The organism is Flavobacterium sp. ABG (genome assembly GCF_001027725.1).
GTDB lineage: Bacteria > Bacteroidota > Bacteroidia > Flavobacteriales > Flavobacteriaceae > Flavobacterium > Flavobacterium cupriresistens.
On sequence record NZ_LEKS01000031.1, the window covers coordinates 1 to 24,373 of the forward strand.

General features: G+C 34.9%; 21 protein-coding genes. 18 read left to right on the top strand and 3 right to left on the bottom strand.

The window, feature by feature from the left end; all coding sequences use genetic code 11:
- The 5 genes from AB674_RS21095 to AB674_RS21115 all read left to right on the top strand — a co-directional run.
- On the top strand, positions 1–2,832 hold a 2,832-nt coding region (locus tag AB674_RS21095), incomplete at its 5' end, for a T9SS C-terminal target domain-containing protein (RefSeq protein ID WP_047779271.1).
- Positions 2,833–2,875: 43 nt separating this feature from the next.
- Complete coding sequence (locus AB674_RS21100) at positions 2,876–3,808, top strand: type IX secretion system membrane protein PorP/SprF (RefSeq protein WP_047779272.1); 933 nt, start codon at positions 2,876–2,878, stop codon at positions 3,806–3,808.
- An 11-nt stretch (positions 3,809–3,819) separates the two neighbouring features.
- Positions 3,820–5,754, top strand: coding sequence for an OmpA family protein (locus AB674_RS21105; protein ID WP_047779291.1), 1,935 nt, complete (start codon positions 3,820–3,822; stop codon positions 5,752–5,754).
- A gap of 246 nt (positions 5,755–6,000) precedes the next feature.
- Positions 6,001–8,007 carry an NAD-dependent DNA ligase LigA gene (gene ligA / locus AB674_RS21110; protein WP_047779273.1) on the top strand — a complete coding sequence of 669 codons (2,007 nt, stop codon included), beginning with the start codon at positions 6,001–6,003 and terminating at the stop codon, positions 8,005–8,007.
- Positions 7,994–8,680 (top strand): lysoplasmalogenase family protein, encoded by a 687-nt coding sequence (locus AB674_RS21115; RefSeq protein WP_047779274.1) that lies wholly within the window; start codon positions 7,994–7,996, stop codon positions 8,678–8,680. The genes ligA and AB674_RS21115 overlap by 14 nt, the downstream gene beginning before the upstream one ends.
- A 31-nt stretch (positions 8,681–8,711) precedes the next feature.
- Here the strand turns inward: AB674_RS21115 and AB674_RS21120 are convergent, their stop codons facing one another.
- From AB674_RS21120 to AB674_RS21130, 3 genes are read right to left on the bottom strand one after another with little or no spacing between them, the layout of a single operon-like run.
- Positions 8,712–9,620 (bottom strand): hypothetical protein, encoded by a 909-nt coding sequence (locus tag AB674_RS21120; RefSeq protein WP_047779275.1) that lies wholly within the window; start codon positions 9,618–9,620, stop codon positions 8,712–8,714.
- Between the two features lie 39 nt (positions 9,621–9,659).
- The gene (locus AB674_RS21125) at positions 9,660–10,571 is read right to left on the bottom strand and encodes a bifunctional metallophosphatase/5'-nucleotidase (RefSeq protein ID WP_047779276.1); all 912 of its coding nucleotides are present in this window, start codon (positions 10,569–10,571) and stop codon (positions 9,660–9,662) included.
- Between the two features lie 49 nt (positions 10,572–10,620).
- Positions 10,621–11,397: a 5'-nucleotidase C-terminal domain-containing protein gene (locus AB674_RS21130; protein ID WP_047779277.1), complete on the bottom strand. Its 777-nt coding sequence runs from the start codon at positions 11,395–11,397 to the stop codon at positions 10,621–10,623.
- Between the two features lie 47 nt (positions 11,398–11,444).
- Here AB674_RS21130 and AB674_RS21135 point away from each other — a divergent pair, with 47 nt between their 5' ends.
- The 13 genes from AB674_RS21135 to AB674_RS21195 all read left to right on the top strand — a co-directional run bounded on the left by AB674_RS21135 (position 11,445) and on the right by AB674_RS21195 (position 24,083).
- Entirely contained in the window at positions 11,445–11,957 is a 513-nt protein-coding gene (locus AB674_RS21135) for a DUF6913 domain-containing protein (protein WP_047779278.1), read from the top strand.
- 15 nt (positions 11,958–11,972) lie between these two features.
- Complete coding sequence (gene dapA, locus AB674_RS21140) at positions 11,973–12,866, top strand: 4-hydroxy-tetrahydrodipicolinate synthase (RefSeq protein WP_047779279.1); 894 nt, start codon at positions 11,973–11,975, stop codon at positions 12,864–12,866.
- A gap of 125 nt (positions 12,867–12,991) precedes the next feature.
- On the top strand, positions 12,992–13,786 hold the full coding sequence (locus AB674_RS21145; RefSeq protein ID WP_047779280.1) for an outer membrane protein assembly factor BamD: 795 nt from the start codon (positions 12,992–12,994) through the stop codon (positions 13,784–13,786).
- Between the two features lie 9 nt (positions 13,787–13,795).
- Positions 13,796–14,113, top strand: coding sequence for a DNA-directed RNA polymerase subunit omega (locus AB674_RS21150; protein WP_047779281.1), 318 nt, complete (start codon positions 13,796–13,798; stop codon positions 14,111–14,113).
- A gap of 7 nt (positions 14,114–14,120) precedes the next feature.
- Positions 14,121–15,329, top strand: coding sequence for a bifunctional phosphopantothenoylcysteine decarboxylase/phosphopantothenate--cysteine ligase CoaBC (coaBC, locus tag AB674_RS21155; RefSeq protein ID WP_047779282.1), 1,209 nt, complete (start codon positions 14,121–14,123; stop codon positions 15,327–15,329).
- 81 nt (positions 15,330–15,410) lie between these two features.
- Entirely contained in the window at positions 15,411–16,298 is an 888-nt protein-coding gene (locus tag AB674_RS21160; RefSeq protein WP_047779283.1) for a DUF4835 family protein, read from the top strand.
- Positions 16,299–16,356: 58 nt separating this feature from the next.
- Entirely contained in the window at positions 16,357–18,009 is a 1,653-nt protein-coding gene (gene recN / locus AB674_RS21165; protein ID WP_047779284.1) for a DNA repair protein RecN, read from the top strand.
- A gap of 41 nt (positions 18,010–18,050) precedes the next feature.
- A complete protein-coding gene (locus AB674_RS21170; protein ID WP_047779285.1) occupies positions 18,051–18,749 on the top strand; it encodes a hypothetical protein in 699 nt (232 codons plus the stop codon).
- Positions 18,750–18,810: 61 nt separating this feature from the next.
- Entirely contained in the window at positions 18,811–20,001 is a 1,191-nt protein-coding gene (gene fabV, locus AB674_RS21175) for an enoyl-ACP reductase FabV (protein WP_047779286.1), read from the top strand.
- Between the two features lie 122 nt (positions 20,002–20,123).
- Positions 20,124–21,122 carry a glycosyltransferase gene (locus AB674_RS21180; protein WP_047779287.1) on the top strand — a complete coding sequence of 333 codons (999 nt, stop codon included), beginning with the start codon at positions 20,124–20,126 and terminating at the stop codon, positions 21,120–21,122.
- Between the two features lies 1 nt (position 21,123).
- On the top strand, positions 21,124–21,720 hold the full coding sequence (gene coaE / locus AB674_RS21185) for a dephospho-CoA kinase (RefSeq protein ID WP_047779288.1): 597 nt from the start codon (positions 21,124–21,126) through the stop codon (positions 21,718–21,720).
- Positions 21,721–21,779: 59 nt separating this feature from the next.
- On the top strand, positions 21,780–23,363 hold the full coding sequence (locus tag AB674_RS21190) for a sensor histidine kinase (RefSeq protein WP_047779289.1): 1,584 nt from the start codon (positions 21,780–21,782) through the stop codon (positions 23,361–23,363).
- A gap of 3 nt (positions 23,364–23,366) precedes the next feature.
- Positions 23,367–24,083 (top strand): response regulator transcription factor, encoded by a 717-nt coding sequence (locus tag AB674_RS21195; RefSeq protein ID WP_047779290.1) that lies wholly within the window; start codon positions 23,367–23,369, stop codon positions 24,081–24,083.
- Positions 24,084–24,373 lie beyond the last annotated feature (290 nt).

Sequence of the window (24,373 nt, forward strand, 5' to 3'; positions counted from 1 at the left end):
TTCTGTTTGGTAAACGCACCAACGTTTGCGAGTATTCAAACCACTCAGGCTAATGTGGTTTGGTACAATGCTGCAACAGGTGGAACAGCGATTGCTCCGGCAACAGCTTTAACCAGCGGTGTTTATTATGCTGCTTTGGTAAATACTACTACAGGTTGTCAAAGTGCAGTGAGATTGCAAGTTACCATTAGTGTAACTGATCCAGGTACACCAACAACGACAGATACAACACAAGACTTCTGTTTGATAAACGCACCAACGTTTGCGAGTATTCAAACGAATCAGACTAATGTAGTTTGGTATAGTACTGCAACTGGTGGAACAGCGATTGCTCCGGCAACAGCTTTAACCAGCGGTACTTATTATGCTGCTTTATTAGACGCAACAACAGGATGTCAAAGTGCGGTGAGATTGCAAGTTACGATTAGTGTAACCGATCCGGGTACACCATCACTAGTAAATGCAGGAACTCAAAACTTCTGTTTGATAAATGCACCAACGTTTGCGAGTATTCAAACGAATCAGGCTAATGTAGTTTGGTACAGTACTGCAACGGGAGGAACAGCAATTGCTCCGGCAACAGCTTTAACCAGCGGTGTTTATTATGCTGCTTTGGTAAATACTACTACAGGTTGTCAAAGTGCGGTGAGATTACAAGTTACTATTAGTGTAACCGATCCGGGCACACCGACATTAGTAACAGCAGGAACTCAAAACTTCTGTCTGATAAATGCACCAACGTTTGCGAGTATTCAAACCACTCAGACTAATGTCGTTTGGTACAGTACCGCAACAGGCGGAACAGCCATTGCTCCGGCAACAGCTTTAACCAGTGGTGTTTATTATGCTACTTTGTTAGATGCAACAACAGGTTGTCAAAGTGCGGTAAGATTACAGGTTACCATCAGCGTAACCGATCCGGGCACACCAACATTGGTAACCGCAGGAGTTCAGAACTTCTGTTTGTTAAGCTTACCGACATTTGCGAGTATCAAAACCAATCAGGCTAATGTAGTTTGGTATAGTACTGCTGTTGGTGGAACAGTAATTCCGCTAACAACACTCTTGACGACAGGTACTTATTATGGAGCTATTCTGGATCCGGTAACGGGTTGTGCAAGTGCTAACAGATTACAAGTTCAAGTTACTGTTGGAGCTCCGAATAACCCAACTACGCCAAACTCTCAACAGGTATTTTGTTCTACAGCTGCTGCTACAGTGGCAGACATAGTAGTCAATGAAACAAATGTTGCTTGGTTCTATACCGCTTCGGGTGGTACACCAATTCCAGCAAATACGCTCTTAACAACACAATCGTATTATGGAGCTATTTATGATGCCACAAACGGCTGCGAAAGCTTAGTGAGATTACAGGTTAGAGTAACAGTGGCACAACCAAGTCCTAAGCCAACTACAAGCTCAGTTACTCAAAATTTCTGTATTGTTGATGCTCCGACTGTTGCCAGTATTCAGGTAAATGAACCGAATGTGGTTTGGTATAGCACTCCTGCTGGTGGAACTATAATTCCATCAACAACAGCTTTGACCAGCGGTTCTTATTACGGTGCTGTTTTAAGTGCTGTTAATTGTGAAAACCCGGATAGATTAGAAGTGATCGTAGATGTAAATTCACAAGGAATTATTACAACTTCAAAACCAGTACAAACGTTCTGTTTATCTGCAAATCCAACGATAGAAGATATCGAGGTTAATGAAACAGGCGCTATCTGGTATACTTCAGCTACTGGAGGAACTGCATTACCGGCAGGAACACTTCTTGTTGCAGGAACCTACTATGCTACAGCACAGGATAATATGACTAATGGCTGTAATAATGCTGTACGATTAGCAGTTGTGGTTAATTTCTCTAATGATGATTTGGTTCTGATCACAGCTAGTGACGATACGCCATGTGTTTTTGACGGGGTAACCTACTCAATTGCCAATGGAAAATCAAATTACGTATGGTCTATTACTAATGGAACGATTCTTTCAGGTGGAGGAACATCAGACGGTTCAGTAACAGTTTCATGGTCCGATATCGGTCCTGGTAAAGTTGAGGTTGCCTATTTAAATACCTGTAATGATAATACTTATAAATCATTAGATGTAATAGTAGCTACCTGCTCAGACTTAACCATATCGAATGTTGTTAGTAATCCTACAGCAAATTTTGGAGATACTGTAATGTTCACTATTGTAATAGGAAACGTAGGAATGGGGAATTTTATTAATGTAGAAGTTAATAACTTTTTACCAGCCGGCTATCGTTTTATCGGAGCATTTGTGACTTCAGGTGTATATACGGCTTCTACCGGAATGTGGAGTATACCGACTTTAAATTCAGGTCAGACCGTAAAACTGGAAATCACAGCTGAGGTATTACCACCTTTAAGTGTTAACACTAATAAAATGGGTAGTTCTCCACAAGGCAAAATGGCAGCAGCAATACCTGCGGATTATTATTTAGATGTCGCAAAAATTGTGGTTTCAATGCCTCTGGATGTTAATTTACTCAATAACACCGCTACAGCAACAATTACTCCGACCTGTTTAACAGTGTACAACGAGTTTACGCCAAATAGCGATGGACTAAATGATTTTTTCAGAATTGATTGTATCCAAACCTATCCGGACAATGAACTAAAAGTCTTCAATAGATATGGTGCATTAGTATACAGTAAAAGAAATTATGAAAATACTTGGGATGGAACTGCGAACGTTTCCGGAGTTGTGAATAGAGGAGATATGTTACCAACAGGTACTTATTTCTATGTGATAGACACTGGAGACGGAACGATTAAAAAAGGCTGGTTATCTATAATGAGATAAGCTTCTATTAATCATCTAATTAATTAACTAAATAAGTATCGTTATGAAACTATATATAAAATTATTAGAAACGTATTTCATTCTAATATGTTCTTTTATTACATTTTGTGCCAGCGCACAACAGGATCCACAGTACACGCAATACATGTACAACACTATGGCGATAAATCCGGCTTATGCCGGATCTACCGGAACTTTAGAAGCAACACTTTTACATCGTTCTCAATGGGTTGGAATTTCCGGTGCTCCGGAAACACAATCGTTTTCTGCTCACACACCACTCCGCAATGAGAAAATTGGTCTGGGACTAAGTGTCGTAAACGACAAAATTGGTCCTTCAAGCGAATTGTATCTGGATGGAAACTTCTCTTATTCATTGCCACTTGGTTATGAAAAAAGATTAGCATTTGGTTTAAAAGCAGGTTTTAGAATGTTGGATATAGATTGGTCTAAAGGGAGATTTTATGATGAGAACGATGTTTTGCTAAATCAAAACATTAGTAACCAGATGAAACTGGCAGTTGGAGCGGGAATTTATTATTACACCGACAAATGGTATGTTGGGTTTTCAGTTCCAAGCTTCATTCAGAATGATTATTATGATGATGTACAAGAATCAATAGATTATGATCGCTTGCATTATTATTTAATGGGAGGATATGTATTTGACTTAAGTCCAAATTTAAAATTTAAACCGGCATTTTTAGTAAAAGCAGTAAATGGAGCTCCACTTACTGCTGATGTGTCGGCGAATTTTATGATTGCGGAAAAATTTGTAATTGGAGGTGCCTACAGAACGGATGATTCCGTTAGTATCTTGGCAGGTTTTCAAATAACAAAAAGTTTTTACCTCGGATATGCTTTCGATTATACGGTCAGCCAGTTAAATAAGTACAACGATGGTACACATGAATTCATTCTGCGTTACCAGTTTACTAAAAATCAAAGTAAAATCAAATCCCCAAGATTCTTCTAAAAATGAAGCTTATGAAAAAATTGTATATACTAAGTTTATTCGTGAGTTTTACGGTTAGTTTTGCTCAAACGAATTTAAAAAAAGCGGACGCATTGTTTAAAAACTTTTCTTATTTAGATGCTTCAAAAGCCTATGAGGAGTGTTTGCAGAACATAAAAAGTCCTTCAGCACAAACGTTAAAGAACGCTGCTGATTCGTATTACTTCAATTCCGATTCAAGGAATGCACTCAAATGGTACAGGAAGTTATACGAAGTGCAAGGCAATAATTTAACAGATATCTACTACCTGCGTTACATTCAATCTATGAAAGCAGTTATGGATTATGACGAGGCAGATAGGGTTACAAAGGAATATCTAAATAAAAAAGGAAATCAAAAAGAGATCAACCGTTATGTCGCTCAGAAAACCCAAATGGATAGTTTAGCTAAAACGAAATCTCTTTATCAAATTAGAAATTTAGATATTAACACCAGTAAATCTGATTTTGGAGCTACTTATTTTGTAGATAAAATTGTATTCTCTTCTGCCCGAGACACAACAAAATTCGGAGATAAGTTATACACCTGGAACAATCAGCCTTTCCTGAATTTGTATTTGGCCGACAGGAATCCTGCCGATGGTAGTTTGTTTAACGAAACAGTGTTTCTGGCAAACGTAATGACTAAATACCATGAGGCGACAGCCACTTTTGACAATAGCGGGAAAACCATTTACTATTCAACAAATATTGTAAAGAAAAACAAACTGGTTGTAGATGAAAACAAAATCAACAATTTTCAAATTATCGAAGGAAAAATAGTAGATAATAAACTCGAGAATCCGCAAAAAGTGTTTTTTGACAGTGAAGAGTATTCCGTTGGACACCCTTCTTTAAGTGATGACGGGCAGTTGCTCTTCTTTGCTTCAGACATGCCGAACGGATTTGGTGAAACAGATTTGTATTATGTGAAAATTGCAGCCGACGGAACCATGAGTTCTCCTGTGAATTTAGGACCAAAAATCAATACAATTGGGAATGAAGTTTTTCCTTTTTTCAGAAACGGAGTCCTTTACTTTTCTTCAGACGGGCATTATGGCTGGGGAGATTTAGATATTTATGAAAGCAAAATGTTGTCTGATGGAAGTTTTACGACACCCCGAAATTTAGGAGCGCCAATAAACAGCAACAAAGATGATTTTTCTTTTATAATTGATAAGGCCGGTGAATTGGGGTATATTTCTTCCAACAGAGACGGTGGTAAAGGAGACGACGATATTTACGCTTTTGAAAAAGGAAAACCAATTTGCAATCAATCGATATCCGGTATGGCAGTCGACAGAAAAACCAAATTGCCACTGGACGATGTTGTAATTATGGCTTACAATTCCTATAGCGAAGTTCTGGGCGAAACAAAAACCAACTATGAGGGCAAATATGCAATAGAAGTTCCTTGTGGGAAAGTGATTAAAATGATTGCGGCAAAAATGAACTACAGTAGTGATGAAAAAACAGTAGAAACTACCAAGGTAAACGGAGGCGAAATCAAAGATGTCAATTTTGAACTTAGTAATTACGATGACTTAGTGGTAAAGAAAAAAGGAGTTGAAAAAGTAGACGTAAAACCAATTTATTTTGATTATGATAAGTACGATATTACACCTCTGGCAGTAGAAGAGCTAACTAAGGTTGTTTTTATCATGCAAAAATTTCCAAACATCCGAATCAAGATAGAATCTCATACCGATTCTCGCGGAAAGGATGCTTATAATATGGTGCTTTCAGATAAAAGAGCCAAATCAACCCGTGATTATATTGTTTCTCAGGGGATTGATGCTTCCAGAATAGAAAGTGCAATAGGGTATGGGGAAAGCAGACTAATTAACAGATGTAAAAATGGTGTAAAATGTTCAGAAGCAGAGCATTTATTAAACAGACGTTCTGACTTTATCATTATCCAGAAATAGTTTTGTATTCCGGCTCTGGTGGTTTGATCAGAAGCTTAAAAGTGCAACACGAAGATACCATTGGAAGTTGGTTTTTATTAATTCTTTTTTTAAGAATGATGGACATGAAGGAAATCAGGTTGTATGAATTTACAGCCTGATTTTTGGTTTTTTAAAACTTTCATTTTTTGATGTTTTTCAATAAAAATAATCCTAATTTTGAGGTACAATTAAACAACATTCCAATCTGTATCATTTTAGTATTTTATGAGTATTCAAGAGACCATTCAAACGTTACGAAACGAACTTAATCAGCACAATTACAATTATTATGTACTTGATAATGCTACAATTTCGGATTATGAATTTGACATCAAATTAAAAGAGCTTCAGGACTTAGAAAATAAGAATCCGGAGTTTTTTGACGAAAATTCACCAACGCAGCGAGTAGGAGGTACGGTTACCAAGAATTTTAAAACAATTGCACATCAATACCGAATGTATTCTCTGGACAATTCCTACTCCAAAGACGATTTGGAAGATTGGCAAAACCGAATCCAGAAAGTACTGGGTAATGTTGATTTGCAATATACCTGCGAACTAAAGTACGATGGTGCTTCAATAAGCATTACGTACGAAAACGGAAAATTGACTCAGGCTTTAACACGTGGTGATGGTTTTCAGGGAGATGATGTAACGAACAATATTAAAACCATAAAATCAATTCCGTTACAGCTAAAAGGAAATTACCCGGATCGATTTGATATCCGTGGAGAAATTATACTTCCTTATGCCGGTTTTGAAAAAATGAACCAGGAATTAATCGAAATAGGTGAAACGCCTTATTCCAACCCAAGAAATACAGCTTCGGGAAGTTTAAAATTGCAGGACAGTGCTGAGGTAGCCAAACGTCCGTTAGAATGCCTATTGTATTTTGTAACCGGTAATAATCTGCCTTTTTCCTCTCAGTATGATGGATTGGAATCAGCTCGAAAATGGGGCTTTAAAGTACCAAATGAAGCCAAATTAGTTCATAACCTGCAAGAAGTTTTTGATTTTATTGATTATTGGGACGTTCATCGTCACGAACTGCCTTATGAAACAGATGGTGTAGTAATAAAAGTAAACAGCATTCAGCATCAGGAAGAATTAGGTTATACAGCAAAATCACCACGCTGGGCAATTGCCTATAAGTTCAAATCAGAACAAGTTTCAACGAGATTAAATTCAATCTCCTATCAGGTAGGGCGCACAGGAGCAATTACACCCGTGGCAAACTTAGAACCTGTTCAATTGGCAGGAACCGTTGTAAAAAGAGCTTCTTTGCATAATGCAGATCAGATTGAGAAATTAGATATTAGAATTAACGATACGGTTTTTGTTGAAAAAGGAGGAGAAATTATTCCTAAAATCATTGCTGTAGATTTAGAAAAACGTCCCGAGAATTCGGAAATAACACACTATATAACGCACTGTCCGGAATGTCAGACCGAGTTGGTCAGAAACGAAGGAGAAGCCAATCACTATTGCCCTAATTTTTATGGATGTCCGCCGCAGATTATCGGACGTATCCAGCATTATATTTCAAGAAAAGCGATGGATATTGAAGGTCTTGGAGGTGAAACGGTTGCTTTGCTTTTTAATAACGGATTGGTACATAATTATGCCGATTTGTATGAATTGACCGTGGAGCAAATCTTGCCTTTGGAAAGAATGGCACAAAAATCGGCTGAGAATCTGGTAAATGGAGTTCAAAAATCAAAAGAGATTCCGTTCGAGAGTGTCTTGTTTGCTTTAGGAATTCGTTTTGTTGGAGAGACAGTAGCAAAAAAATTAGCCAAACATTACAAGAATATTGATGCATTAGCTCAAGCTTCTTTAATGGATTTGATTTTGGTGGATGAAATTGGCGAAAGAATTGCAAAAAGTGTTATTGAGTTTTTTGAGAATGAGGAAAACCAAAGTATAATTGATCGTTTGAAAAATCAAGGCGTTCAATTTGAAATTGTCGAAAAAGTAAATCCGAATGCTACTGATAAATTCGCAGGAAAAACATTTGTAGTATCAGGTGTTTTTACTCAATTTTCGCGCGATGAATTAAAGAAAGCGATCGAGGATAACGGAGGAAAAGTAGGAAGTTCGATCTCTGCCAAAACAGATTTTGTGGTGGCAGGAGATAATATGGGGCCAGCCAAATTAGAAAAAGCGAATAAGTTAAATATTCCAATATTGTCCGAAGAAGATTTTATAAACAAATTAAATGAAAGCGAATAAACCGTCTTTGATTTTGTTTTTTCTAGCCTTACTCTTTACGATCATTTTTGATTGTATGGAACAGGATTTCTTGGTAATCTATACGAAATCAATCGTTCTGCCGGCTATTTTTATTTATTTTCTGATTAGCAGCGATTTTAGAATCGGTAAGATAGAAAGTTTAATTTTTCTATTCTGTTTTATAGGCCAGGTCTTCGAAATCATGGCGATTGAAGCTTCTGAAATTGGCGGTGTACTGAGCTTTTTGATTGTTTATATCTTGCTTTTAATGATTTTTGTACGGGAACACGAAAAATTGAAACTAACCAGAAAAGATGTTTTGCCAATCGGTATAATTGTTATATTCCTGGTTTATCTGTTGGTTTCTATACTAAACCTGCAGTTTTATAACATGAAGAAGTTTATTATTCTATATACTATTTATGGCGTTGTTTTGGGGTTTGTGAGCTATTTTTCGTTTGCAAGTTATATCACAAAAGGAACCCATATCGCCTTGCTAATGTCATTAATGACGATTAGTTTTATGTTCTCCGATGTGTTTTATGTATTCAATCAAAGTTTTTCGCATTCCATTGTTTTAGTGATAATCCGGGATGCCACGCAAATTATGGCGTACTACTTTATGGTAGAATATTTTCTGGAAAAGATTAAAATTCAAAAGAAAATCAGATAAATTTTTTAGGTAGACAAAATTTCGTTTAACTTTAGATCACAGGATTTTCAGATACTTTACCGGTAATTAAATCAATTGTGTTGTGGGTGTAAAGCAACACCTTATTTTCGAAAAAATCACTTGAGAACCCGCCACGAAATTGATACGCTTCAATTTGGTTTACAATTTCTCCATTGGTAGCATCCACCACATATTCTGCTCCCCAACTATTGGATTCAGTAGAAGAAGCGTAAACGGCTAAAAGTTGTCCATTTTCTGTTTGAAATATATCAGAAGAGTTTATTCTTCCGCCATCTTTTCCTAAGTAGTTAAAATCTTTATACCACTTTATTTTGTAATCGCGATCAAAGCAATACAAAACATTTGTTTCGGTGATCAGATAGATAAAAGTGAAATCGACCGAAAATTTTATTCGGCTTATCATTGCTTTGGTACCAAATTTTATCCATTCAGTCTTACCGGTAGCAAAATCGAATAAATAACAAGTATCTTTAGTATTCTCACAAGGTGCAAGAAAAGTATCATTTTCAGGATCTAGATCTCCTTTATAGGTTCTTATTTGTTTGGGTAATTCGGCGGTGATTTGCTGGAGTGACAAATCATAACAAAAGGGTTTCTTTTTGCTTGCGACGATTATAATTTTATTTCCTTTAGCATTAAACTCAACGTCATAAATACAATAATTGTCGGTATTTAGTAATACAGTTTCATTTTCATGATCTGTAATTACTAAATCCGTTCTGTAAGCTCTGGTGTTTGACGAAGTTCTGGTAATGGCAATCCTTTTTCCGTCAATTGAGATGTTTTGGGGCTCCCATTCCGGAAAATCAGCTAAGTATTTTTTTTCCTGAGTATTAAAATCAAATAAAAAAAGTCCTTTTGTATTATTTGGTTTTCTATTTCCAAACAATCCAATTTTAGAATGCCTGTTTACGATCATGTCTTAGTCTTTGTATTTTAGGAATCAAATAAAAGGTAATTACACAATAATAGACCTTCCTTGATTGCTGTGTGCTTTGTCTTTGTCAAAGTAGAAATCAATTCGGCCTAAGTTAATTCCGTAACAACCAACTTGATTTACCAATACTTCTGTTCCGATTTTGTTTTTTACAACAGTCGGTTTGTCCAGAAAAGTATGCGTATGTCCGCCAATAATTAAATCAATATCCTGAGTTAATTGCGCCAACTTTAAATCGCAGATTCTTGAGGGATCATTTTTATATTCGTAACCCAAATGAGAAAGGCAGATGACTAAATCACATTTCTCTTCTTTTTTTAATAATTGGGTCATGTCCTGAGCAATTTCAACAGGATTGTTGTAGATGGTCTCTTGGTACATTTGTTTGTCAACTAAGCCGGCAAGCTCAATTCCAACACCAAAAACGCCTACTTTAATTCCGTTTTTGTGAAAAATTTTATACGGTTTTATAAGTCCGTTCATAACGGTGTTTTTAAAATCGTAATTAGAACAAATAAAATCAAAACTGGCATGAGGCATTTGAGCATGTAAACCATCAAGTCCGTTGTCGAAATCATGATTTCCGATCGTTGAGGCATCGTATTTCATCATACTCATGAGCTTAAATTCAAGTTCACCTCCATAATAGTTAAAATACGGGGTTCCTTGAAAAATATCGCCGGCATCCAATAAAAGCACATTTGGATTTTCTTTGCGAATGGTTTCTATAAGAGCCGCTCTGCGAGATACACCACCTTTATTTGCATTACGCGGATCATCAGCCGGAAAAGGGTCGATGTGACTGTGCACGTCGTTGGTGTGTAAAACAGTTAAGTGTTTAATATCGTTGGATTCAAAACTGCTTAATGATAAACCTAAGCTTAATAAAGCAGTACTGGCAGCCGTTTTTTCGATAAATTCTCTTCTTTTCATTGGTATATTTTTTAGCTGGACGCTGAGTGTAATTGTAATTTAAATGGAGTTATTCTTCTGTTATTCTAATGTCTTTCGCCACCGGAATCGTGTCTACTTCCTTAAAGTAATCAATCAGTACATTTCGAAGTTTGTAATTCAAATCAAATTTCTGAGTAGTTTTTAGGAAAAAGTTCATGTTGTCTCCGCCATTTGCCAGATAATCATTGGTAGCAACATAATACGTTTTGTTGGTATCAAGCGGTTTTCCCTGAACAAGTATGTTTTTTGGGGTATTGTCTTTAGAGATTGTAAAAGTCATTCCTGCCAAAGGATGCGGTTTTTTCTCCTTAATAATATAAGTGGTCATTGCTACGAGTTGTTCTCCCTTTAGAGCCAGAACCACCAGATTGTTTTCAAAAGGCATAATTTCAAAAGCCGTTCTTTTGGTAACATTCCCTTTTGGTAATATAGCACGGATTCCACCATGATTTAAAAAACACAAATCGATATCTTTTTTCTCACGAGCATTAAAAACGGTATTCCCTCTTTTTAAGCAGACATCAGCAATTAGATTACCAATTCTGGTTTGCCATTTTCCGGTACTTTTTTCCAGTGTTTCAGGGCAATAAGCTAAAATACTGTCCAAATCTTTATTGATATTATTGCGATAGGGAGTAATAAAAGTTTCGATTTCCGGAGTTTGTGGAGCTTTCTCGGTTATAGGAAGTTGTTTCCCTTCTATCTTCGTTAAATTGTAGTTCTTGCTACAAGAAGTTATAAAAAAAAGTGTTAAGAATATAACAAAAAGTTTTAAAAACCCGTTATACTTTTTTAGTTTTACCATCTTAAATGCGACTTAAATAATTAATTTTGTAATCTCGTAAATGTACTATGTTTTTAAATTACATAAAGGAATTTTTTATAAAAAAATCGTTAAAAAATAACTTGCGTAGCGTAAAAAATGAAGTCTTTACAAGTGCTATACAAACAATTGGTTTACTGGTTGATGAGACTAAGTTTAAACATTCAAAAGAGCTGATAAAAGAGCTTGTCTTGAATGGAATCAACCCCGATAACATAAAAATTGTTGCGTATAGAGATAAATTTAAGGAGAAAAAAACGTACTCAAGACCCACATTTGGTAGAAAACACATCAATTGGAAAGGGGAGATTGAAACAGATTTTTTAACTGAATTTATCGATACAGACTTTGATCTTTTGATTAGTTATTACGACATCGAAAAAACGATTTTGATGTTGATAACAGCGAAGTCAAAGGCAAAATTTAAAGTTGGTTTTACATCCGTCGATAAAGAATTAAACCGATGGATGATAGATACCACCCTGGAAAATTATAAACTTTTCGTTTTCGAATTGTTTAGGTATTTAAAGAACATTAAATAAATTATAAAGTAGAATATGCAATCATTAATAGGAACCGGTGTTGCTCTGGTAACTCCATTTAAAAAAGACTTTTCAATTGATTTTGAAGCATTACAACGAATCGTTAATTTTTCGATCGATGGAGGAGTTGAGTATCTTGTTGTTATGGGGACCACAGCAGAAAATGCTACCTTGACGCAAGCAGAAAAAGAATTGGTTATAGATGCAGTTGTAGAATATAATAAAGGAAGATTACCTCTTGTACTGGGTGTTGGAGGTAATAATACCATGCAACTGGTTGAGGAATTAAAGACTAGGGATTTTTCTGCATTTGAAGCTATTCTTTCTGTTTCTCCTTATTATAATAAACCGACACAAGAAGGTATTTATCAGCATTTTAAAGCAATAGCCGAAGCTTCTCCTATACCTGTGATATTGTATAATGTACCGGGGAGAACGTCAAGTAATATGTTGCCGGCAACAGTAGTGCGTCTGGCAAATGATTTTGAAAATATAGTAGCCATAAAAGAAGCAGCAGGAGATGTAGTGCAAGCCATGCAGCTGATAAAAAATGCACCAAAAGATTTTCTTGTAATTTCAGGAGATGATATGATTGCTTTGCCAATCGTTTTGGCCGGTGGAGCAGGAGTAATTTCTGTAATTGGACAAGGTTTTCCAAAAGAATTTTCAGAAATGATCCGTTTAGGATTGAATAAAAAAGTAAATGAAGCTTTTAAGACGCAGTACTTTTTATCCGATTGTATTGATATGATTTTCGAACAGGGAAATCCTGCCGGAATCAAACAAGTATTCAAAGCCCTTGGTATTGCTGAGAACACAGTGCGTTTGCCATTGGTAACAGTAGACGATGAACTGGCAAACAGGTTGAATGAATTTGTTAAAAAAAGCATTAAAGTAGAGCAGGATTAACGGTATTTTATTATACCAAAAAAATATTTTGTAGTAGCTAAATTAATAACTAAATTTGCCACCGGAACTTCGGTGTGATTTTGCTTTGGCACAATTGTCTGAGTAATCATAATAAAAGTAATAAAATGAAAAAAATAGTATCTCTATTAATTGTTGTTGCCCTTTTTTGTTCTTGTAGTGATTACCAAAAAGCATTAAAAAATGAAGATGTTGCAGCAAAGTTTGAAGTAGCAACAAAAATGTATGATGCTGGCAAATATTCAAAGGCAATTCGTCTTTTTGAACAATTGGCACCTACGTATAGAGGTAAACCTCAGGCTGAAAAACTGTTTTACATGTTTTCTCAGTCGTATTATAAGACCAAACAATATTATTTGGCAGGTTACCAGTTTGAAAGTTTTGTTTCGGGTTACCCACGAAGCGAGAAAGTGCAGGAAGCTGCTTTTCTTGGGGCTTACAGTTATTCAAAATTATCACCTGTTTACAGTTTAGATCAGACTGATACAGCAAAAGGATTAGAGAAATTACAAGCTTTTATTGATAATTACCCGAATTCAGAATACATTGGTCAGGCCAATGATGCTGTGAAAGTCTTGAATGGGAAATTGGAGAAAAAAGCATACGAAAATGCCAAAGGATATAATTTGATTTCAGATTATAAATCAGCCTTAATCGCTTTTGATAATTTTATTGCTGATTTTCCGGGAACACCTTTTAAAGAGGATGCATTGTTCTATAAATATGATTCTGCATACAAATTGGCAATAAACAGTATTCCGGCAAAAATGCAGGAACGTTTAAATGTGGCAAAGGTGGCGTATGGTAACTTAATTAAGTTTAAGAGCGATACCAAATACAAAGTGAAGGCTGAAGAAATGAATGCCAGAGTTGAAACAGATTTACAAAAATTTACTAAATAAAATAAAGTCATGGATTTAAAAAAGACGAATGCTCCTGTAAATACAATAACTTACAATAAAACAGTTATTGAAGAGCCAACAGGAAATGTGTATGAGGCAATTACCATTATGGCTAAAAGAGCAAATCAGATTAATTCTGAAATCAAAAAAGAATTAACTGAGAAGTTAGAAGAGTTTGCTACTTACAATGACAGTCTTGAGGAAGTTTTTGAAAATAAAGAGCAAATTGAAGTATCTAAATTTTACGAAAAATTACCTAAACCACACGCTTTAGCTGTTCAAGAATGGTTAGACGGTAAAACATACCACAGAGGTACAAACAAATAATAGTATAATGTCAGTTTTAAACGGAAAGAAAATTTTACTGGGAGTTTCCGGTGGAATTGCAGCGTATAAAACAGCATCATTAGTACGACTTTTTATAAAAGCAGGTGCACATGTCCAAGTGATAATGACACCTGCTTCTAAGGATTTTGTAACACCACTTACGTTATCTACACTATCCAAAAATCCGGTACATTCCAATTTTTTTAATCAGGATGATGAAGATGCTGTTTGGAACAATCATGTCGAATTAGCACTTTGGGCTGATTTAATGCTTATTGCTCCGGCAACCGCCAATACATTATCTAAAATGACAACCGGTAACTGTGATAATCTTTTGATTGCAGCTTACTTATCGGCTAAATGCCCTGTTTACTTTGCTCCGGCAATGGATTTGGACATGTACAAACACCCTTCTACAATTGCGAGTTTTACCGCTTTAAAGCAATTTGGGAATACTATGATTCCTGCAGAAAACGGAGAATTGGCCAGTGGCCTTTCCGGTGAAGGAAGAATGGCTGAGCCTGAGAACATAATCGCATTTCTTGAAGCAGATTTAGAGAGCAAATTGCCTTTAAAAGGGAAAAAAATACTAATTACTGCAGGACCAACATACGAAGCAATAGATCCTGTGCGTTTTATAGGAAATCATTCTTCAGGAAAAATGGGGTTTGATATTGCAAATGCAGCGGCAGATTTAGGAGCCAGTGTTGTTTTAGTTTCGGGACCAACCCATTTTAAAGCAAAAAACACTTCGATCAAAGTTGTAAGTGTCGTATCTGCGCAAGAAATGTACGATGCCTGTCATCTGTATTTTGACGATGTTGATGTGGCTGTTGCAGCAGCAGCAGTTGCCGATTACAAGCCAAAAGTAGTAGCCTCACAGAAAATAAAAAAAGCAGCGGATGAATTTTCGATTGAACTCGAGAAAACAAAAGATATTTTATTATCACTTGGCAATACTAAGAAAAATCAATATTTGATTGGATTTGCATTAGAAACTGAAAATGAAATTGAAAATGCTAAGTTGAAAATTCAGAAAAAAAACTTAGATTTGATTGTTTTAAATTCCTTACAAGACGAAGGTGCCGGTTTTAAGAAAGAAACCAATAAAATTACTTTTATTGATAAAAATTTTAAAATTGAGCCTATGGAATTAAAATCAAAAGAATTAGTGGCTGCTGATATTTTGAATAAAGTGATTTCACATTTTTCATAAACAGCACTATTGATTTTAAATCGAAAACGGAATTAAAAATTAGCGCTAGTCTATTTCGCTAAAAGCAAATATTATGTTCGTATGTGTAAAAAAATAGTTACTATTCTGGTATTTTTGATTTTTGGCTTTTCGCAGGCGCAGCAGTTAAATTGTACTGTAACTATAAATACGGAAAGACTTGCAACTCCAAATCAACAGGTTTTCAAAACGCTTGAGACCGCTTTGTCTGAATTCGTAAATAAAACCGATTGGGCCGGATCTGTTTTGAAGCAAAACGAACGCATCAATTGTTCGATGTATATTACGCTGTCATCGTATAATTCCAATCAGTATTCAGGAACAATCCAGATACAGGCTTCAAGAATGGTCTATAATTCGACTTATTCCTCTCCGATTTTTAATTATAACGATAAAGATTTTAGTTTCAGTTATACCGAATACGAGCCTTTATTATTTAATCCGACTAATTTTGAATCTAATTTAGTTTCTTTAGTTTCCTTTTACAGTTATATGATTTTAGGAATAGATGCCGATACGTTTCAGATGGGTGCAGGAAGTTCTTATCTGGAAACCGCTCAGAATATTGCAAACGTTGCCCAACAAGGCGGTTATAAAGGATGGAGTCAGTCAGACGGTGTGCAAAACCGCTATTTTTTAATAAACGACATGCTTTCTCCTACTTACAGTGATTTAAGACAAACGTGGGCTTTATACCACTCAGGTCTGGATACCATGAACCAGGATTTAAAAGCAGCAAAAGAGAAGATAAAGTCTTCTATACTGCTTATTGCAAAAGTAAATTCGGTTAAACCGAATGCTTTTTTAACCCGGATATTTTTTGATGCCAAATCAGATGAGATTGTTTCAATCTTTTCGGGCGGTCCCAGTATTCCGATCACCGATTTAACGGATGTTTTAAGCAGGGTTTCGCCATTGAATGCTACGAAATGGTCGCAAATAAAATTTTAATTGCTTGCTGTTATTTTAGTTCCCTCATTACTATTTTTTATACTTATCAATTTTTCTTATGATTACTTCACTGTCAATTAAAAACTATGCTCTGATTGAAAAACTCGCTATTGATTTTTCAAAAGGATTTTCGATAATTACAGGAGAAACAGGTGCCGGAAAATCGATTATTCTGGGAGCAATAGGTTTGGTTCTTGGAAAAAGAGCCGATTTAACTTCGCTAAAAAATAAAGAAGAGAAATGTGTTATCGAAGCACAATTTGAAATCTCAAAATACAATCTGAAAGAGTTTTTTGAAGCAAATGATCTCGATTATGAAGAAGAAACAATTATTAGACGTGAAATTCTGCCTTCAGGAAAATCACGTGCTTTTATTAATGACAGTCCGGTAAATCTTCAGGAATTACAGGATTTGAGTTTGTTTTTGATTGATATTCATTCGCAACAGCAAACTCAGGAGCTTTCTGATGAAAGTGTTCAGTTTAAAATAATTGACGCAATTGCCAATAATACAGAGGTAATAGGTTCCTATCAAAAACTGCTTAAGACTTATAAATCTGATAAGTCAAAACTAAATGCGTTGCTGAAAAAGCAAAGTGATTCAGGGAAAGAGCAGGAATACAATACTTTTTTATTGAATGAATTGGTTTCGGCTAAATTAAAATCAGGGGAACAGGAAGAACTGGAAGCTGAGTTTGAAAAATTGAATAACGTTGAAATTATAAAAGAATCAATTGATAAATCGTTGTCGATTTCTAATGAAGAACAATTCGGCGTTTTTCATAATCTGAACGAAATCAAGACTTCTTTGCAAAAAATAGCTCTTTTTTCTGCTGAATATCAGAGTTTGTTTGAAAGAATTACAAGTGTTGCAATTGAATTTGATGATGTTTCGAGAGAATTGCAAAATGCTTCCGAAAAATTAATAAATGACCCTGAGAAGTTAGAACTAACCAATCAGAAATTGCAATTGATTTACAATCTTCAAAAGAAACATCAGGTCACTACCGTTGACGAATTACTTCAGATTCAGGCTAATTTGGAAAGTGCAGTTATTGAATTAGGGAATATCGAGGAAGAGATTGTGGTTTTATCACAGTCACTAGAGCAGAAAACATTGGAATTAGATGCTTTCTCAGTGATAATCCACCAAAATAGAGAGAATGCCATTCCGGTTTTATCGAATCAGTTAATTACGATTCTTGAAACTTTAGGAATGCCAAATGTTCGTTTTAATATGGAACTTTTGCCTTCTGAGACCTATTTTCAAAACGGAAAAGACGAATTGCAATTTTTGTTCTCTGCCAATAAAGGAACCGATTTCGGATTGCTTAAAAAAGTAGCTTCGGGAGGAGAAATGTCCCGTATTATGTTAGCTGTTAAAGCAATTTTGGCAAAGTATTCTAAATTACCTACTTTAATTTTTGATGAAATCGACACCGGAGTTTCGGGAGAAATTGCCATCAGAATGGGGGAGATTATGAAAGAAATGAGTGCTACAATGCAGATATTTGCTATTACCCATTTGCCACAGATTGCGGCAAAAGGAGATTCTCATTTCAAAGTCTTCAAATCTACGGTTGATGAAGATACACAGTCAGAATTAAAGTTACTGTCTCAGGAAGAAAGAGTTACGGAAATTGCTCAGATGCTTTCCGGCGCCAACATTTCAGATTCGGCGTTAAATCATGCAAAAGAATTATTAAATTAAATATTTAATTTATATTTGCTCAACAAATTTATATATCATCGATGTTAAAAAAAATAACTATTTTTTTCTTTTTTATTATCCAACTCAATGCTCAGGATGGTAATCAGAATGTTGTAAGTTCTGAATTAAATACAAGTGGAACTTCTTATTTAGTAAAAGATTATCCGCAAGGTGTTTATCCTACATTCGATGATCTTCTTCAAAAGAAGGGGATAAATATGGGGGACGCTATAGAAAGAAGACCTATTGTTGGTTATCAAAAAAACTCTCTTGCTAAAGATGTTGTTGCTGATCAGGTTTACTTTTATTTTAAAAGAGACAGTGTTAGAGTAAGTAATTATGCTGCAATATCTTATAACGGTAGTTTGTATATTCAACAAAGATTAATTAAAAAGCTTGCCTCTAAAAAAGATAAAAATCAAGAAGGTAATGATTTGAATTCTTATCATAGAGTTATAAGTGATGGTAAGTTCTGGTATTTTGAAGGACCTTATGCAAACATGTGGTCTAAAGCCTTTGCGTATGGAACAGGAGGAGCGGTTGGAATGGTTGTTGGTTCTAATTTGAACAAATTGAAAGGAATTGTATTTAACGTTGAAAAAAAAGAGTTTAATTTCATAAGAGATTGTGAAGGTTTGAATCTTCTTATTGAAGAATATAAAGGAACCAAGATAGAGTGTAGTGATAAAGAGGTGGGTATTTTGGTTGTCCGTGAGAATATCGATAAAATTATTAAGTAATACTGTATTCAATAGTATTTCGGTATAAAAAGAATAAAGCTAAAATTGAAATAAAAAAAATATGATTATAGAGCCTAGAATGAGAGGATTTATTTGTTTGACATCACACCCAAAAGGATGCGAGCAAAATGTTAAGAATCAAATAGAATATATCAAATCAAAAGGACCAATTGCCGGAGCTAAAAAAGTATTGGTTATTGGTGCGTCAACAGGTTTTGGATTAGCTTCCAGAATTACAAGTGCTTTCGGATCTGATGCAGCTACAATTGGAGTGTTTTTTGAAAAACCACCAGTTGAAGGAAAAACAGCTTCTCCGGGCTGGTACAATTCTGCGGCTTTTGAAACTGAAGCGCATAATGCAGGTTTATATGCAAAAAGTATCAACGGTGATGCTTTTTCAAATGAAATTAAAAGACAAACTTTAGATTTAATAAAAGCTGATTTAGGACAAGTAGATCTTGTAATTTACAGTTTGGCTTCGCCAGTACGTTTGCACCCTGTAACAGGAGTTTTGCACCGTTCTGTTTTAAAGCCAATCGGACAAACATTCACAAACAAAACAGTTGATTTTCATACCGGAAATGTAACAGAAGTTTCGATTGCACCGGCTAATGACGATGATATCGAAAATACCGTTGCTGTAATGGGTGGTGAAGACTGGACCATGTGGATGGATGCTTTAAAAGAAGAAAATTTATTAGCTGAAGGAGCTACAACAGTTGCTTATTCATATATCGGGCCATCATTAACAGAGGCAGTTTACCGTAAAGGAACAATCGGTCGTGCAAAAGATCATTTAGAAGCTACGGCATTTTCGATCACTGAAAGTTTGAAATCAGTAGGAGGGAAAGCGTATGTATCAGTAAATAAAGCTTTGGTTACTCAGGCAAGTTCTGCAATTCCGGTTATTCCATTGTATATTTCTTTGTTGTATAAAATCATGAAAGAAGAAGGAATTCACGAAGGTTGTATCGAGCAAATTCAACGTTTGTTTCAGGACAGATTGTATTCCGGATCAGCAGTTCCAACAGATGATAAAGGAAGAATCAGAATCGACGATTGGGAAATGCGTGAAGATGTTCAGGCAAAAGTAGCTAAACTTTGGTTAGAGGCAACTACAGAATCTTTACCTGGAATTGGAGATTTAGCAGGATACAAAAATGACTTCTTAAATTTATTTGGATTTGAATTTGCAGGAGTTGACTACAAAGCAGATGTAAATGAAGTTGTAAATATTGAAAGTATTATATAAGTACCGCTTATCATATATAAAACCATCAACCAAAAGTTGATGGTTTTTTTGTGAATATACCATATCTTTGTTGAAATTTTTAAGCTTAAAACAGTTACTACTCTAATACCCCCTATTCCATTATGATTTTTTCTTTAATTATACCCGTGTATAATCGACCAGACGAAGTTGATGAACTTTTAGAAAGTTTATCTAAATCTGATTATAATGAAGCTTTTGAAATTGTTCTTGTTGAAGATGGTTCTTCAATACCATGTAAAGAAGTGGTGATGACGTATCAGGGAAAACTTAATATTTCCTATTATTTCAAACAGAATTCAGGACCGGGAGATTCAAGGAACTTTGGGATGCAAAAGGCGAGAGGGGATTACTTTATCATTTTTGATTCTGATTGTATTATTCCACCTCACTATCTGACCGAAGTGCGAAAAGAACTTAATGCTAATTATGTGGACTGTTTTGGAGGACCTGATAAGGCCCTGGATAGCTTTTCTGATATTCAGAAGGCAATCAACTTTGCGATGACTTCTTTTCTTACTACAGGAGGTATTCGTGGGGGATCTGAGAAAATCACCAAATTTCAGCCAAGAAGTTTTAATATGGGAATTTCGAAGAAAGCTTTTGAAGTTTCAAACGGTTTTGGAAATATTCATCCCGGAGAAGATCCGGATCTATCGATTCGTTTGTGGAATTTAGGTTTTGAAACCAGATTGTTTCCTGATGCATTTGTGTATCACAAACGTAGAATAGACTGGGAAAAGTTCTCGATTCAAGTACATAAGTTTGGAATCGCGAGACCTATTTTGAACAGTTGGTATCCGGAGCACAATAAAATTACTTTTTTCTTTCCGACAGCTTTTATAATCGGCTTGTTAGTAGCTTTTTTATTGTTAATTTTTAATATTGACCTTTTCTTACAAATATATTTTGTATATTTCGTTATTATTTTTCTTACTGCCAGCATTCAGAATAAAAGCATTAAAATAGGGTATTTGTCAGTAATAGCAGTTTGGAAACAGTTCTACGGTTATGGAACCGGGTTCTTGAAATCATTTGTTAAGATTATTCTATTAAAGAAAAAACCGCAAGAGGCGTTTCCTCGTATGTTTTTTAAATTGTAGTATGACAAAAGTTATTGGTTTGACAGGTGGCATTGGAAGTGGTAAAACAACAATCGCGAACTATTTTAAGGAGTTAGGGGTTCCGGTTTATATCGCAGATGATGGAGCCAGAAAAATAATGCAGTCTGAAGTTATTCTAGAACAGATAAAAACGATTTTCGGAAATACTGTTTTCGAGAATAATGTTTTAAGCAGACCTAAACTGGCTGAGATCGTATTTAAAGATAAGGAGAAGTTAGACCAGTTAAATGCAATTGTGCATCCTGCCGTTAAAGCGGATTTCGAGGCATGGTTATTGCAACATGAAAAGTACGAATATATAATTTACGAAGCCGCAATTTTATTTGAAAGCGGTCGTTATAAAGAATGTGATTTTATAATAACAGTTACTGCCCCGGAAGAAATAAGAATTAAACGGGTTTTAGAACGTGACAATACCACAAGAGCGCATGTTTTAAGCCGCATGAAAATGCAATGGAATGATGAAAAACGCATTTCTGGAAGCAATTTTGTAATTAATAACGAGAATCTTAAAAAAGCTAGAGAAGAAGTTGTTAAAATTCTTAAAATTTTAAATATAAAACAAAATCAGTCTTAAATGTTAATATTTGGTTAATGTATTATTTAGTATATTGTTAAAATATTAATTTTGTTTCGATGAATAAATTATTTTTTAGAATACTTGTTTTACTGATGAGCTTGTCCTTAATTGGGATAATTCTGGTTCAAGTATATTGGTTTAACTCTTCGTTTAAGAACAATGACGAACAGTTTAAGTATCATGTTACTCAGGTAATTGGAAATGTTGCAGACAAGCTTGAGCAGCAGGAAGAGTACAGTTTTTATGACAAATACAACAGAATAAAAGACAGTACCGGTAAAACTCCGAAAAAAGAAGATTTGCTTCAGGTTTATTACGTTCAAAGAAATACAAAAACAAATAAAACCATTATTTATTCTAATACGCTGACCTCTGAGGATTATGATATAAATGGTTCGCTTTTTAATAAAAAATTCAGCAGCGAGCGATTTAAAAATTTCAGTGCAAAACGCGTTACAGAAGTTTACAATAATAATGGTATTGACAATAATTCGTTGAATCAAACCGTTATACCGGATCTTAAAATAGAGAAATCAGGTAGTTTAGACATTTTAAATAAAGTACAACAACAAATTCAGTACAAAGATATTGCTTCTTTAACCCCAATAGAAGGAAGAATTACCGGAGATAAGCTTCAAAAACTATTAAAAAAGGAATTAGAAGAATATGGTGTTAAAACCAAATTTGAATATGGTGTTTTAAATAGTGGCCTGGCAACAAAAGTGAAATCAGAAGGTTTTCATTATGACAAAGACGCAAGTTATCATGTACCTATATATACGGACAATGAAGGAAACAGTAAATATGAATTGTTTATCACCTTCCCGCATAAAAAGAAGTTTTTATTATCTGAGTTATTAAGTATTACGATACTATCAATAATTTTTACATTAATTATAATAGTTGCCTATACAAGTGCGTTAAATCAATTAATACGACAAAAGCATATTTCTGAAATCAAAACCGATTTTATAAATAATATGACGCATGAGTTTAAAACTCCGATTGCAACAATAAATTTAGCGCTTGACGCCATTCGGAATCCGAAGATTATCGAAGATAAAGAAAAGGTTTTCCGATATCTTCAGATGATTAGAGATGAAAACAAGAGGATGCACGCACAAGTAGAGAATGTTCTTAGAATCTCTAAATTAGAAAAAAGAGAATTGGATATTTCAAAAGAGCCAACTGCCGTTCACGATATTATTGATGATGCAATTGAGCACGTAAATTTAATTTTAGAAGACAGACAAGGAACTGTTGTGAAGCATTTGAATGCTGCAAGAACAACCTGTCTGATCAATGAAGTTCATTTTACAAACGTTTTGGTAAATATTTTAGAAAACGCAATAAAATATTCGCCAGATATACCTGAAATTGAAATTTTTACAGAAAATGTCAAAGACATGATTCTGATAAAAGTAAAAGATAATGGTTTAGGGATGAGTAAGATAGCTCAGAAAAGAGTTTTTGAGAAATTTTACAGAGAACATACCGGAGACTTACATAATGTAAAAGGACATGGTTTAGGCCTTGCATATGTAAAAAGAATAGTAGAGGATCACAATGGTCAAGTATATGTTGAAAGCGAAAAAGGAAAAGGTAGCACCTTTATAATAAAAATACCATTAATAAATTAAAATATGGAAAATAATAACAAAAGAATACTTTTAGTAGAAGATGACCTTAATTTTGGGGCAGTTCTTAAAGATTATCTAATGTTAAATGACTTTGAAGTTACTTTAGCTAAAAACGGTATGGAAGGTTTCGAAAAATTCAAGAAAGATGTATATGATTTATGTATTCTTGATGTAATGATGCCGTATAAAGATGGTTATACCTTAGCAAAAGAAATTAGAGAGAAAAACAGCGAAGTGCCAATTATCTTCTTAACCGCAAAATCAATGAAAGAGGATGTGTTAAAAGGATACAAAGCAGGTGCTGATGATTACTTAAATAAACCTTTTGATTCAGAAGTTTTATTGATGAAAATCAAAGCCATTATCCAGAGAAAATCTGCGGATACAAAAGCAGAACAAGTGCAATTTGAGTTTAATATTGGTAAATTCCACTTAAACTCTAAACTTAGATTCTTAACTTTTGAAAATGATGAAGCAATTAAATTATCTCCAAAAGAGAACGAATTGCTTAAGATGCTTATTCTTCATGAAAATGATTTGATGCCAAGAGAATTAGCGCTAACTAAAATCTGGAGAGACGATAACTATTTTACTTCAAGAAGTATGGACGTTTATATCGCTAAACTTAGAAAATATCTAAAAGCAGATGAAGATGTAGAGATCTTAAACATTCACGGAGAAGGTTTCAGATTAGTTGTTAAAAGTAAAATTGCTGAATAATTAGATTCACCTTATCGAAAATAAATGGAAGCTCTGAGAAATCAGAGCTTTTTTTATGATGTATGGGTAAAACCTTTGGAGGGATTTGGGGCTTGGCACAAGTTAGAGAAAGAACTTTTGATCTGTTCGGCGCTGGCGAGGGCGTTCTGCGCGTGGACTTAAGTCAATTAAATCAGCAAATGCTACTACTGTTCCCGTTTTGTGTTCTTTCGACGAAGGAGAGGCCTTCGTTTACAAGCTCGTATTTATGGAGTTTCTTGCGGAGATTTCTCCTTCGTCGAAAGGACAAA